Annotated in this window: 14 protein-coding genes and 2 pseudogenes; 4 read left to right on the top strand and 12 right to left on the bottom strand. The window is 55.2% G+C overall.

Going from position 1 to position 12,248, the window contains the following annotated elements:
- Nucleotides 1-6 precede the first annotated feature (6 nt).
- Nucleotides 7-921, bottom strand: a complete 915-nt coding sequence (locus HMPREF1487_RS23150) for an aromatic alcohol reductase (protein WP_010799197.1) — start codon at nt 919-921, stop codon at nt 7-9.
- Between the two features lie 92 nt (nt 922-1,013).
- Here HMPREF1487_RS23150 and HMPREF1487_RS23145 point away from each other — a divergent pair, with 92 nt between their 5' ends.
- A complete protein-coding gene (locus HMPREF1487_RS23145) occupies nt 1,014-1,421 on the top strand; it encodes a winged helix-turn-helix transcriptional regulator (protein WP_037031270.1) in 408 nt (135 codons plus the stop codon).
- Nucleotides 1,422-1,621: 200 nt separating this feature from the next.
- Here HMPREF1487_RS23145 and HMPREF1487_RS23140 read toward each other — a convergent pair whose 3' ends face one another.
- Together HMPREF1487_RS23140 and HMPREF1487_RS23135 are read right to left on the bottom strand one after the other, a co-directional pair.
- Nucleotides 1,622-2,032, bottom strand: coding sequence for a VOC family protein (locus tag HMPREF1487_RS23140; RefSeq protein WP_010799195.1), 411 nt, complete (start codon nt 2,030-2,032; stop codon nt 1,622-1,624).
- An 81-nt stretch (nt 2,033-2,113) separates the two neighbouring features.
- On the bottom strand, nt 2,114-2,854 hold the full coding sequence (locus HMPREF1487_RS23135) for an SDR family NAD(P)-dependent oxidoreductase (RefSeq protein WP_010799194.1): 741 nt from the start codon (nt 2,852-2,854) through the stop codon (nt 2,114-2,116).
- A gap of 158 nt (nt 2,855-3,012) precedes the next feature.
- Here HMPREF1487_RS23135 and HMPREF1487_RS23130 point away from each other — a divergent pair, with 158 nt between their 5' ends.
- Complete coding sequence (locus HMPREF1487_RS23130) at nt 3,013-3,615, top strand: TetR/AcrR family transcriptional regulator (protein ID WP_010799193.1); 603 nt, start codon at nt 3,013-3,015, stop codon at nt 3,613-3,615.
- Between the two features lie 31 nt (nt 3,616-3,646).
- On the opposite strand, the gene HMPREF1487_RS23125 is transcribed toward HMPREF1487_RS23130, so the two are convergent.
- The 3 genes from HMPREF1487_RS23125 to HMPREF1487_RS23115 are packed head-to-tail and all read right to left on the bottom strand — an operon-like array spanning nt 3,647 to nt 5,784.
- A complete protein-coding gene (locus HMPREF1487_RS23125) occupies nt 3,647-4,624 on the bottom strand; it encodes a saccharopine dehydrogenase family protein (protein WP_010799192.1) in 978 nt (325 codons plus the stop codon).
- Nucleotides 4,621-5,022 carry a VOC family protein gene (locus HMPREF1487_RS23120; RefSeq protein ID WP_010799191.1) on the bottom strand — a complete coding sequence of 134 codons (402 nt, stop codon included), beginning with the start codon at nt 5,020-5,022 and terminating at the stop codon, nt 4,621-4,623. Before HMPREF1487_RS23120 ends, HMPREF1487_RS23125 begins: the two co-directional genes overlap by 4 nt.
- Before the next feature lie 18 nt (nt 5,023-5,040).
- Nucleotides 5,041-5,784 (bottom strand): SDR family NAD(P)-dependent oxidoreductase, encoded by a 744-nt coding sequence (locus HMPREF1487_RS23115; protein WP_010799190.1) that lies wholly within the window; start codon nt 5,782-5,784, stop codon nt 5,041-5,043.
- A gap of 138 nt (nt 5,785-5,922) precedes the next feature.
- On the opposite strand from HMPREF1487_RS23115, the gene HMPREF1487_RS23110 reads away from it, so the two are divergent.
- The gene (locus HMPREF1487_RS23110) at nt 5,923-6,813 is read left to right on the top strand and encodes an AraC family transcriptional regulator (RefSeq protein ID WP_010799189.1); all 891 of its coding nucleotides are present in this window, start codon (nt 5,923-5,925) and stop codon (nt 6,811-6,813) included.
- Between the two features lie 327 nt (nt 6,814-7,140).
- Here the strand turns inward: HMPREF1487_RS23110 and HMPREF1487_RS28595 are convergent, their stop codons facing one another.
- Together HMPREF1487_RS28595 and HMPREF1487_RS27010 are read right to left on the bottom strand one after the other, a co-directional pair.
- A complete protein-coding gene (locus tag HMPREF1487_RS28595) occupies nt 7,141-7,392 on the bottom strand; it encodes a lysozyme inhibitor LprI family protein (protein WP_010799188.1) in 252 nt (83 codons plus the stop codon).
- Between the two features lie 148 nt (nt 7,393-7,540).
- A pseudogene (locus HMPREF1487_RS27010) lies at nt 7,541-7,981 on the bottom strand (endonuclease); the annotation flags it as partial.
- Nucleotides 7,982-8,126: 145 nt separating this feature from the next.
- Here HMPREF1487_RS27010 and HMPREF1487_RS23095 point away from each other — a divergent pair.
- Complete coding sequence (locus tag HMPREF1487_RS23095; protein ID WP_154982409.1) at nt 8,127-9,164, top strand: RNA-guided endonuclease InsQ/TnpB family protein; 1,038 nt, start codon at nt 8,127-8,129, stop codon at nt 9,162-9,164.
- Here the strand turns inward: HMPREF1487_RS23095 and HMPREF1487_RS23090 are convergent.
- From HMPREF1487_RS23090 to HMPREF1487_RS23080, 4 genes and pseudogenes are all read right to left on the bottom strand, one after another.
- Nucleotides 9,161-10,090 (bottom strand): 3'-5' exonuclease family protein, encoded by a 930-nt coding sequence (locus tag HMPREF1487_RS23090; RefSeq protein ID WP_010799185.1) that lies wholly within the window; start codon nt 10,088-10,090, stop codon nt 9,161-9,163. The genes HMPREF1487_RS23095 and HMPREF1487_RS23090 overlap by 4 nt on opposite strands.
- Nucleotides 10,091-10,170: 80 nt before the next feature.
- Nucleotides 10,171-11,115: an antitoxin Xre/MbcA/ParS toxin-binding domain-containing protein gene (locus HMPREF1487_RS23085; RefSeq protein WP_010799184.1), complete on the bottom strand. Its 945-nt coding sequence runs from the start codon at nt 11,113-11,115 to the stop codon at nt 10,171-10,173.
- Between the two features lie 467 nt (nt 11,116-11,582).
- A pseudogene (locus HMPREF1487_RS28110) lies at nt 11,583-11,711 on the bottom strand (PIN domain-containing protein); the annotation flags it as partial.
- A 2-nt stretch (nt 11,712-11,713) separates the two neighbouring features.
- Nucleotides 11,714-12,175: a helix-turn-helix domain-containing protein gene (locus tag HMPREF1487_RS23080; RefSeq protein ID WP_010799183.1), complete on the bottom strand. Its 462-nt coding sequence runs from the start codon at nt 12,173-12,175 to the stop codon at nt 11,714-11,716.
- Between the last annotated feature and the right edge of the window lie 73 nt (nt 12,176-12,248).

The following is a 12,248-nucleotide window of genomic DNA, read 5'->3' as shown; positions in this document are numbered from 1 at the left end:
GCATGACTAAAGATTTTGCTGAGCCCATTGCGCGATCGTCGATGTTTGAGTGCCGTGGGCCGCGTTGTAGGTGTGCTCCTTTTTCCAAGCCACGCCCCTGCCCTCTGCGAATACGGCTCGGTATTTGCGCATTGCATCACTTGGGTTGTTGGCAAGCTCAGTTCTTAGGTAAGGCACTGACCACTGCTCACGCCGCATCGTACGTCCTACGAGGTTTTCGACAGTGTTGGCGAGTTGCCTGTAAGTAACAGTATCGCCTGCACAGAAGATAATCGGGTCGCCCACCGGCTCGGCCACGATACGCGCGGTCAGCCGTCCGATGTCTTCAGGGGTGGTCACCGTGACAGCCGTCTCCCAATCACCAAGTGCACGTACGGTGCTGTTCTCAATATCGACTACGCCCAAGGCAGGCTCAAAGAGAAAACTCGTGAACATGCCGGTGGAAATAATCTGCCATTGCAGCCGGGTCTGGGCGCGAAGCATCTGGCGCACATCCAATTGCTCATCGAAGAGCGGCTGCGGGCTTCCATAGCCGATCACGTCGTAGTCCACACCAAATTGCCACGGAATGTAGCGCACGAGGCTCGACTGCAAGGCGGCCTCCGTGAGCTTTACCTGAATGCCTGGCCCTGCAGCGAAACCAAGGCAACTGACCAGCGTATCGAATCGGCTGAACTGACTTGCAAGGGCTTCGGTTGAGTCGTCAGCTGCGTCCCCGTAAATGATTTCGATGCCAAGTTTTTCGAGCCATTCGGCCAGCTCAACTTTGTCCGTGTCATGGCTGTTCTCATAAACCGGCCTCAGCATCACCGAAACTTTCATGGCCGTGAGAGTGACTAGCGACTTAAGTACCGATTTGCCAAGCTCGCCAGTGCCGAGTACCAGTACATTTCGAGTTTCAGCAGGGTTGAGCGGTTGCATCGCGATCTCCATAAGTGAGTGAATGTGACGTTTATCCTGTCACTCTTGACCCACATTCAGAAGAAGGCACACGCGTGATACTGCATGACGGCATGACCGAAGAAGAGGTGATTCGACACTCCCAGGCCGCGTGCGACGCGCTCAGCGCCGAGGATGACAGCCTCAAGCGCGAAGTACTGACGCACGCTGGCAATCGATGGTCGTTGGGAATCGTGCACGTGCTAGGGGTAGCGGGAACATTGCGTCACGCCGAGATAGCCCGCCGCTTGGAGGGTGTTACGCAACGCATGCTGACGCGCAGCCTTAGGCAGCTGGAGCGTGATGGTCTGATCTCGCGGTTTGACTACAACGAAGTGCCGCCGAGGGTCGAATATTGTCTTACGCCAATCGGTAAGAGCTTTCTGGCGAGGATGGTGCCGCTGTGGGCCTGGCTGATTGAAAACGCGGAGAACTTTCGCACAGCCCGCGGGCGTTTTGATGCAGGCCATTCAAGCGATTAGTCCGTTTGTATAAAGATTTCCCAGCTAGCCTCGTCTGGCGTTCGACAACAATCGGCCAAAAGCAGTCGTAAACTTGGAGGATGATTAGTTGCTACAGACATTCCTGGATCTGCTCTTGCTGTTCCGGCCCGGATGAATGGAGCGCATTTGGGATGAATGTCGTAGCAGCTCCCAAATGGTGCTGATGTGAACCTCGAAGATCAAGGTGCAACTTGGCAAACAGCCTCCAGGTTCACTCCGTCAGGGCCTAGTAAATACGCCGCGTAATAATTGGAGTGGTAATGGGGTCGGATGCCAGGCGCTCCATTATCCTTTCCGCCAGCTGCTATGGCGACCGCATAGAACGCCTCGACTGCCTCACGACTCTGCGCAATCAGAGCCATGTGCGCCCCGTGACTGGGGACAGGCGCAGCATGCAACCAAAAAAACGGTTTTCCTTCAGAGCCGAACCCCAGTCGTCGAGGTGCCGAACCCGGTGGATTGGCCTCGATAGTCATCAGCAACTCAATCCCAAGTGGCCTGAGCGCGGCTTCGTAAAAGGCTTTAGCATGCGAGATATCTGAAACACCGAGTCCTACATGATCGATTACCGACCCAACGAAGTTGCTCATTAAGTATCTCCATAAAACGTCGAATGATTGACAAGATGGTAGAGCACGCCATTGGCAGAGCAAGGTCACTCTGTGCTCCTTTTAAACCTGAGATGCACCACCGTCAGCAAACAACTCAGTCCCATTGACATAGCTCGATGCATCGCTCGCCAGGAAGAGCGCAGCCTGACCGATCTCGTGTGCCTGGCCGATCCGACCGAGAGTGCTCTTCTCGCTGAGTGCATTGATCACCTCCTGAGCATTCTCACCAAGCACATTGCGCAGAGACGGGGTGTCCACGGGGCCGGGGCTGAGCAGGTTGATGCGTACACCAGAGCCTTTGACATCCAGAATCCAGCTGCGCACCAGCGAGCGGAGCGCGGCCTTGGTGGCTCCGTAGACACTCAAACCAGGACCGGGGTTTATCGAGGCGGTAGAGCCAATGATGACAACGCTGCTCCCCTTACCCATCAACGGCAGCGCGCCTTGAACGGTAAAGGTTGTGCCTTTGACATTGGTCGTAAAGAGCCGATCAAAGCCTGCTTCGGTGATCGCGCCCAAGGGCTCGATTTCACCCGTCCCGGCATTGGCGATCAACACATCGACCCGGCCATGCACCGCGCTGATGTGGCTGAACAGCTCGGCCAGCTCGGCAGGGTTCGAAATGTCCGCGCAGACGGCGGAGGCGTTGTCCCCGAGCTTTTTAACGGCTTCGTCGAGCGGAAGCTGGTGACGCCCGGTGATGACCAGCCTGGCGCCCTGACTGGCGAACGCTTCAGCAATGGCGAAGCCGAGGCCCGAAGAACCGCCAGTGACCAGAACCACCTTGTTTTCAAAAAGCATGAGAAATACCTGTGAGAGTGAATATATAGTGAACACTACATAGGTAAATAACCAGGCGCAACTTATTTAGTGACTGCTACAAAACTTGCCTAGCAATCCTTGATTGAAATCTCTTTTAGTGATCGCTACATTAATCACATCGACTGTACGAGATCGCCATGAACGAAAAACCCCGTCAGCGCCGCCCCGCCTTCGACCGCGAGCAAGGAATAGCCATCGCACAGGCGCTGTTTCATCAGCGCGGCTTCGATGCAGTCAGCCTGACCGACCTGACAGAGGCCATGAACATCAAGCCGCCGAGCTTTTACGCCGCTTATGGCAGCAAGGCCGAGCTGTTCGAGCGTGCGATGCATCGCTACGCCGATGAAAACGCGCTGCCTATGGACAAGCTGCTGGGATCGGGTCGACCACCCGCAGAAGCGCTGACCGCACTGCTGGTTGCCGCTGCTCGCCAGTACGGACGAGACCGGACTTTGCGTGGCTGCCTGATCACCGAGGGCATGCGGGCGGACGATCCTACCGCCCGCAACATGGCCGAGAAACTGAGCGACGCCGGAATCCAGGCCGTCCGCCGTTACCTTGACCAGGTTCGCCCGGACGCCGCTCAGGTCCTGGCTGACTACGTGCTTATCACCCTGCGGGGCCTGTCGGCGGCGGCATGCAGTGGCATGTCTTCCATGCGCTTGGTGGAAGCGGCGCAGCTTGCCGGCAAGCTGATTTCCCTTGAATTCGAGGCTAGCGACAGCGCTACGAACCCCTGAGCAACGCCGCATTGCCACTTCCCATGGGAACTCAGCGATCAGTGATGGTCGTTCCGGCAATGCTCTCGGCAAATCCACCACCGAAAATGCGTGCAGGCGTTTCAAAACCCGGCTTGCGCTCACCGCTCAACACACGGCGCGCCGCTTCGATGGCAGCCAATGGCGTGTAGGAGTAACCGTTAACCGTCTCGATCATGGATCGTGCAATGCTTCCATCCGATGCTATGACTTCTGCCACCGCGCGAGCCCGATGGGCGTCCCGCTCATAGGCACTGGGACCATCAGGCAGTTGTGATACGTCGCCCTCGGGAAAGGCGTCGCCTGAGATATGCACGAACATCGCGATGTTTGGAATGCCTGTCGAATGCCAACCCGTCACCAGATCACCGAAAGACAACGGTTGACACGTCACGGGTCCTTCACCGAAATCAAACTGTCGTGGCTGTGCATCAGGCGTTGCAAGCAGCTCACCGTTGATCCGCGCAAGCAGACCTGCTCCGATGATTTCGCTGACACTCATCGCCGAACCACGCGACATGGACCCAGGCACCTGTAACGCAATGCTCAGCGCGCGGGGGCTCGCTACCCGCTGAGCCACATGCATGGCCAGGCAGTCCGTGGGGACAACGTCCCAGCCGACACCAGGCAGAAGCATCACGCCCGCCTCGGCAGCTTGAGCACCCAGCCGTTCTGCAAGACGATAGACATTGATCTCGGCCGTGATGTCCAGGTAGTCGACGCCAGCCTTAATGCACGCTCGCATCAGATGCTCGGCGGTTTGCGCGAAGGGGCCAGCAAAGTTCAACAACACGCCTACGCCATCCAGCGCCTCTGCGGCCTGAGCCTCTGCTGCAAATACGCGGTAAGGGACATTCAGCTGCGCCGCCAGATGCGCGAGCCGATCATTATTACGCCCGGCTATTTCGATATTGAGACCGAGCCCTTTCGCGCGCTCGGCGGCCATTCGCCCGGTGTAACCCGTCGCGCCATAGATCATTAATGTCTTCATTGCGCGTGCTGCCAACTTTTGTAGACGAACTCCACACTGTAACCATCCGGGTCCAGCACGTTCGCAGCATAGTAATTCGGGTCGTAATGCAGCCGGGCACCCGGCGCGCCATTGTCGACAGCGCCCTGACTCATCGCGGCAGCATAGGCGGCCTCTACTTCGGCCTTGCTGCTTGCCACGAAACCTACATGAGCCGCTCGCCCCTCGACCACACCCTCGCGCAGCCAGAAGAACATCCGGCCATTGGCGCCGAAGCCTTTGAGATCAGGATGGCCTGGCGGACCATCCTTGCCGTCGTAGTCCAGACGCGCGGTAATGCCTAGCGGCGTCAGGGCCTCTTCGTAGAAGCGGATGGAGCGTTTGATGTCACTGACCGACAGAAAGATATGATCCAGCATGTCAAAGCCCTCGCTTGTTCAAATGGTGTAGCCGCCCGCCACTTCGATGGTCTGGGCATTGATCCATGCGCCGTCTTCGGACAACAGCATGGCAATGACGCGCGCCACATCTTCAGGCTCGCCCACCCTGCCCAGCGCCGTTTGCGCTGCCAGCAGTGCTTCGAACTCATCGTTGAGCCCCCCGCCCAATTCGGTCCGGATTGCTCCAGGTGAAACTGCGTTGGCCCGTATACGCCGATCACCGAACTCCTTGGCCATATAGCGCGTAAGCACCTCCAGCCCACCTTTAAACGCCGCATATGGCGCCACCCCGGCAGTGGCCACTCGGGTGGTGGCGCTGGTCAGGTTGACGATACTGGCGTTTTCTTCCAGCAACGGCAGAAGTGCCTGGGTCAGGAAGAACGGACCTTTCAGGTGAACATTGAACAAACCGTCGAACTGTGCTTCGCTGACCGTCTGCAATGGGTTGAACAGGCCATACCCCGCATTGTTGACCAAGCCAGCAAGCGTGCTGATGCCCCAGACGCCCCTTAAGGTCATCACGACCGCTTCTCGAAACGCTTCGAAACTGCTCACTTGGCCGACATCGAGTTCGAGCGCAGCGGCTTTACCGCCGGCTTGCTCGATACTGCCTACGACTTCTGCCGCCGCTTGAGCATTGCTGTTGTAGGTCAGGATGACACCCGTGCCTCGCTGGGCAATGTGCCGTGCCGTAGTGGCACCGATCCCACGGCTGCCGCCGGTGATAACGATAACGCTCATGTGATGCTCCGCTGTCGTTGAAATGAGTCACCACAGTAGCGACGCACCACCACGCTGGCGTAGCCGTTCCTACCTCAAACTTGCCTGTTTCTGCTTTTCCCTTGTGTGGCTCATCGGTTAACGGTCAATATTTCCATCATGAAAAATCAACTGAATGAACTGCGCACCTTAACGGCCAAGGCCGAAAATCGCCGCACCGAGACAGGCATCCCTCGAGTGGCCATGGTTCAGGGCAAGATTCCCGAGCACATGCTGGCAGCCGTCTACGACCCGATGGTCAACCTGATTCTGCAAGGCAGCAAAACGATGACGGTGGGCGACCGCACCCTTCGGTATGACCCTGCGACGTACTTCGTCATGTCTATCGACTTGCCTGCAGTAGGGGCTGTCCACGCCGCTGAAACCGGCGAACCCTATCTAGCCGTTAGCCTAACGCTAGACCCGACAGTGCTCGCTACTTTGCTGGCTGACCTTCCGAAACCTATAGGGCGGTATGAAAACGACCCCGGCTTTTCGGTGGCGGCCGTCACGCCAGAACTGATGGATGCCTGGGTGCGCATGCTTCGGCTCATGGGCAACCCAGATGCTATTGCTGCGCTCGCTCCTGCGTACGAGCGCGAAATACTATTTCGCGTTTTACAAGGCCCGCATGGCTGGATGTTGCGAGAGATCGCCGCACCAGATACCGCTATGGCACGCGTGAACCTGGCCATTCAGTGGATTCGACGCGACTTTGCTGAACCCATCAGAGTGGAAAGCCTGGCGCAAAAAGCGGCCATGAGCGTCTCGGCGTTTCACCGGCATTTCAAAGCCGTCACTACGCTAAGCCCATTGCAGTACCAGAAACGGGTTCGCCTGCTCCAGGCCCGAACGCTCATGGTCGCCAATGCTAAAAGCGTCACGGCCGCCGCGTTTGAGGTGGGCTATGAAAGCGCCACGCAATTCACGCGGGATTATGCACGGGTATTTGGCCTGCCCCCAGCGCGGGATGCTGCGAGAATCCTGAGCGAAACTAGATCCGATAAGTGACGTTGGCGAGATCCGGCACCGGTAAGCGGGCTGTGTACAGCGGTGGTATCGGCGGTCCTCCTTGAGCCCCGACTAAATTACGTGCCAGTGTCCGCTTTTGGCCGGTATCAGCGTAGTTACAGGTTGTCCAAACAAATTAATTGGACACGATCAAGGCTCTACGTAGCGGCTCTTGTGATCACGGCTTTCCTGCCTCAGCTCCCTGAGGGTGAAGTAAAGGCATGGCTGGTTGGCCTATAGCCAAAACATGTAGCCCGCGCAGGGTTGGCTCTGGCAATGACTGAGAAACTTCATCTAGCTCTATCCAATAGCCTTTAGATAAAGGCTCTACTCTTCATCAAACAGCTTGCCTTGGAGATAGATCTTCTCAAGAAACCGAGTCCTCTCGGACGTCATCTCGCCTAGACACACCTCCCGATCTTCATTGCGCGATAGGCCTCCACTCATCAAGGTGTAATAGGCCTCGCAATTGGCGTCTCTAAACTTCAACCATGCTCGTTGGCTTTGCCTTAAACTCTTGCTTAGCTCTTCTCTGGGTACAAGTCCGTCATCAAAGCCGCCTGATTCAATCTTGTGCATGATGTCGAGGTTCTATTGAGTTTCGCGTCAAGGTCAGACGTGACACAGGGCTCCTTGCAGTGCCCCTGCGCTTGAGCCTGAAAGACAATGCCTGCCATAGCGATCATTGCCATAAGGGCCTTCTTTGCCCGTATGGATCGATGCTTTGTTACTTACAGTTTCCTGCCTTACGGTACCCGGCCGCCTGCGCCTCAGCCTCGGAGCTGAACGGTACCTGATTCTTGGTCAAGACCTTGGTATAGCTTGGGCATCCCTGAGGCAGGTGATAGATATGACTGTTCTTGTTACCAATAATGGTTTCAGACGATACAGAGCTGCTAGTAGTAGCCGACTGGGCAGATTTCTGATTTCGTGCCGGAATCGGATTGACGATCCCCTCCCCTACCGGCTTGTACCCCAGGGTTCACTGGCGCTCACCGGTTACGAACGGATTGTGGTGGCCCATCACTGCAGCAATACGGTTGTCCCGCTCCTTTTCCCAGGCGGTAACGGGATACTGCCTGTCCCAGGCCATGAGGAGCTGCTGTTGCTGGCGCGACATGGACAGGTCATCAGTCTTGCGCCAGATACCCCGTACTTCTAGTGCGGGGAGGGATAGCGCGGCGCGCAAAGCGTGCCCTTTTATCGCTTCCTGCTGATGATCAATTTCTATCTCACATCAAGTTTTGTATGTTGTAAAGCATGACTAACGCGCCTACAGATACCGGTTCTACCCAACGCCTGAACAGGCAGAGCTGCTTGCAAAGACGTTTGGCTGCGTACGTTTGGTCTATAACACCCTGCTGCGCTGGCGCACCGATGCGCTCCATAAGGAGCAGCAGAAAATCGGCTACTCTGCGGCTAGTGCCTATCTGACCGCACTCAAGAAACAGCCGGAACTGGCATTCCTGAATGAGGTTTCCTGCGTCCCTCTTCAACAGTCCCTGCGCCACCAGCAGACTGCGTTCAAGAACTTTTTTGAAGGACGAGCCAGGTACCCGGTATTCAAGAAAAAGCGAAACCATCAATCGGCAGAGTTTACGGCATCAGCATTCAAGTATCAGGATGGCAAATTATACTTGGCCAAGAGCACCGAGCCATTGGCGATCAGATGGAGTCGTGCCCTGCCGTCTGCCCCTTCTACCGTGACGGTTTCAAGGGATGCAGCCGGGCGCTACTTCGTCTCGTGCCTGTGTGAATTCGAACCTCAAGCCTTGCCCGTTACGCTGAAAATGATCGGTATCGACATGGGCTTGAAAGAGCTGTTTGTACCCTCCGAAGGCGAGCCGGTTGCCAATGCTCGCCATACCGCTAAATATGCCTCCCGGCTGGCACTGGCACAACGCCGTCTGAGCCGTAAGGAGTTTGGCTCTGCCAATCGAGCCAGGGCCCGCCAGAAGGTTGCGAGGATTCACGCCAGGATCTCCGATTGCCGACTCGACGGCTTGCACAAGCTGTCACGCAGACTGATTAACGAAAACCAAGTGGTCTGTGTTGAAAACCTTACTGTAAAAAACATGATCAGAAATCCCAGACTGAGCAAAGCCATCGCCGACGCGGGTTGGGGTGAACTGGTCCGCCAGCTGCAATACAAGGGCGCCTGGGCAGGCTGGCAAGTGGTCGCCATAGACCGCTGGTTTCCCAGCTCAAAGCGTTGTTCTGGCTGTGGGTTTGTGATGGACCTGATGCCGCTTAGTGTCCGCTCTTGGGTTTGCCCTCAATGCAAGGCAGAGCATGACCGCGACGTGAATGCCGCACTTAATATCAAAGCGGCCGCGGGCTGGCCGTGTTAGCCCCTGGAGCGAATGTAAGCGGCAGAGGTCAAGTACCTGTGTCCTGTTCGCAGTGAATTGGGAATCCTCGTGGAGCAGTCAAGAGTCGTCTTGCAATACAGGCAATCCTCGTGGCTACAAGGGATGTCCCTAAGCTCATGGATAAGCTCACGGACACGAGGAAACTGATGACGTACCCAAGGAGCCAGTGCCGAGTTGCCACCCGACACACGAAGCCAGGCGAGCGCGTAGGCCAAAGGCCAGCGAAGTGTTGGATCCCCAAGCTCTGTACTGATCAAGCGCTTCAGTCGAGTCCCGCAAACCTTGAGGTCGCGCTCAAGCGTTGGATCGTTTTCACGCAGCAGATCTGGAAGTAGCGTTTGAAGTTCGGTAAGGGGTAAAGGCCTATCTCCAGTAATCGCCTGGAAGAGCTGCCCTAAGGCGCCTTGCTCGTCTCCTAGCAGGATCTGATAGCACAGCAGCTCCTTTGGATTTAGAGTTTTGAGACGCTCTAGTGCCTCCTGCTGATCCTGAAACAAGGTCAGAGTTGACCGGCAATCCGAGAGGGGCGAATTCAGGCTATCGCGTACCAGCTTGTAGTCCTTGATCAGCCGGTGATATGGATTTTGCGGAAAGGTAATAGGCGACAGGTGCAATGTGTCTATAGAAGGCAGATCCAGCAGTCTGAGTGAAAGCTGAGTAGCCTTAAGTATGCGGAGATCGTGCTCAACAATGTTGTGACCAAGCACAAATTCGGCGCCATCGCCTAGGACATCAAGCTGCTCTAGTGCAGGGCGTGGATCCTGCCGTACATCCAGCTCAATTGTACTACCGGTATCTGCTCGAAGTGCTCCGAGCTTGTATATCTGCTCAGGCTTTCCATCCTGACTGGGTATGACTTCCAGATCAAAAACTAGGCAACCTGGCTTGGGAAAAAGCACCGCCATCTGTAAAACATCCTTGCCTACATCAAACCAGCGTAATCATAGCTCAGCTTGGCCATGCATTTTTATCCTGCGGCCAAGCTCTAAAGAGGTTTTTCTTTCTGCAGGGCAATCCAGCCGTAAATGTAATCTAAGACCTGTTTAGCCCCTTCCTCAGTATCTACCAGATCTATCGGGCAATTTCCGTCTAGGTATTCATTAGGGCTGTTCATCCACTTGAACGCATTGCCTTCACCTCCCCTGATTGGAATGGCTAAATTCAATACCTGCCGTAACAGGTCAGGACGGGCATACCATGACTCAGGCTTGATGGTAGGTCTACGGCCTTGAATGACCCGAGGTAACTGGCACGCTGCCAGCTCAGCATGCGTAATATGAGTTCTGACCCAGTGCGCTAGCTCTGCCAGACTCGTATTGGGGATTCGCTGATGGTCCGAAGTGGGAACGACGACTCCTATCTTTACGTCGGTATGTTCTCGGATCATTCTTAAGGCAGGGACAATATCCGTGTCGTTGGTGACAATAACCGCATGGTCAATGACGCCTGTCAGTGCATCGTGGTAGGCATGAAGCGCAAGATTCACATCGCTCTGCTTCTCTTCTACTTTCCAGGCCTGGATTTCCTGGCAATGCCGAGGAGGCTGATCAGGATTTTCGGCATCAACAATACGAACCTTCATCTTGTTGACTGCATAGTAGCCTTCTATTACCTCTACCCTCTCCTTATAGTATTTCGCCAGGGCTGTATGATATCTGGCCTGAGAAGAAACAGAGTCTGGCGTCTTGGCAACCTTTTCAAGAATTTTGGCAGTAAAAAATTTAAGGCCTGGGTTAACAAGAAGAGAGCCGTAAGGTGTGTTACCAGACTCATTCTTGAGCAAAGCAGACGGCAAGATTTGCTTTTCGAAAAGGGCAAGCAGGTCAAGCCACTTATAAGCCGTACCCTTCAGGCAGCCATAATAAAAATTATAGCCATCAACATAAACCCGAGTACGTAGAGGCCCTGAGGGAGGAAGCAATCCCGGCATGTTCATACTCCATAAACGAAAAAACCGGCTAAAGCCGGCTTTTTCCCCCTCAAATCAGATGGTCAAGCCACACCGATCATGAGGGTTAGTTGTTAAACTGATTATGCCATTCTGATTACAGAATACAAGGACTTTTTAGGGACTATTTAGGGCCTCGGACTGCCAACGAAGGCAGCGCTCAATTAGAGAAATCCCCCGCTATGGTCAATCTGGTGGCATAACGTACTGTTAAAGTCCAGCTAGATGCTTCGACCTCTAAATGAAGTTTTCATCCCTATTAAGCGTTAGGGCGTCTCATGATGAGACACACCAAAATTTTACCTTTAGCAGCGGCTACTTCTGGTCAAACCTGTGTCAGTAAATGGGCGAAGCGCTGCAGACGCTCGCTGGCCAGCTGCATATCCTATGGTCCATAGCCAGCGGCGGCCAGATTGGCTGTCACCTTGTCGATCTCTGTCTGACTGGCCTTTATGAATCGCCTGGCTCCCTCGGGTCCGAAACTGGCCAGACAAACCTAGCCGCATAAGAAAATCTCGAAGTGGCGCCGGGTACAAAGCACATGCGTCGTAAACAGCTGTAAAGGGGGAATGCCTCATTCTTAACCCATGCCTAGCTTTTGGGACTGCTGGGCAAGTTCGGCCATCGCCTGCTCACTGGCACGCTCACGCGTTTCCTTGTAGTGCATCAGGTCGGCAAACCTCACCCTACGGTGCTTGCCGGTCCGATGATAGGCTAAGACGCCCTCTTCAAGCAGCTTGACTAAATGAGGGCGGGACACATTAAGTAGATCCGCAGCCTCTTGAGTTGTCATTTCCGCATGAACAGGTACCACCTTCACGGCGTTTCCATCAGCGAGTTCTGCCAGAATGTCTACCAGCAGGCGCAGCGCCGAAGTAGGCAGCTCGACCTGATGCGCCTGTTTCTGATCATCAAAGATCTGAATGTGTTGCGTCTCGAACTGGATTGCCAGGTAGGGCGCCAAGGCATGATGACCCTGCACGGCCGCCCTTACCTCGCCCTCGGTGGGCATAGTCATCTTGGATTGAGCTATAGTGACCATAAATGGCTCCTCTACAAAAGCATTCTGCACACTTCAGATTAAACGAGATAATCAAGGCAAAGGATGCGCTTGG

Origin of the sequence: Pseudomonas sp. HPB0071 (assembly GCF_000478505.2) — a bacterium.
GTDB lineage: Bacteria > Pseudomonadota > Gammaproteobacteria > Pseudomonadales > Pseudomonadaceae > Chryseomonas > Chryseomonas luteola.
The sequence above is the reverse complement of the archived record's forward strand: the minus strand, read 5'-3'. Positions and strand labels throughout refer to the sequence as shown.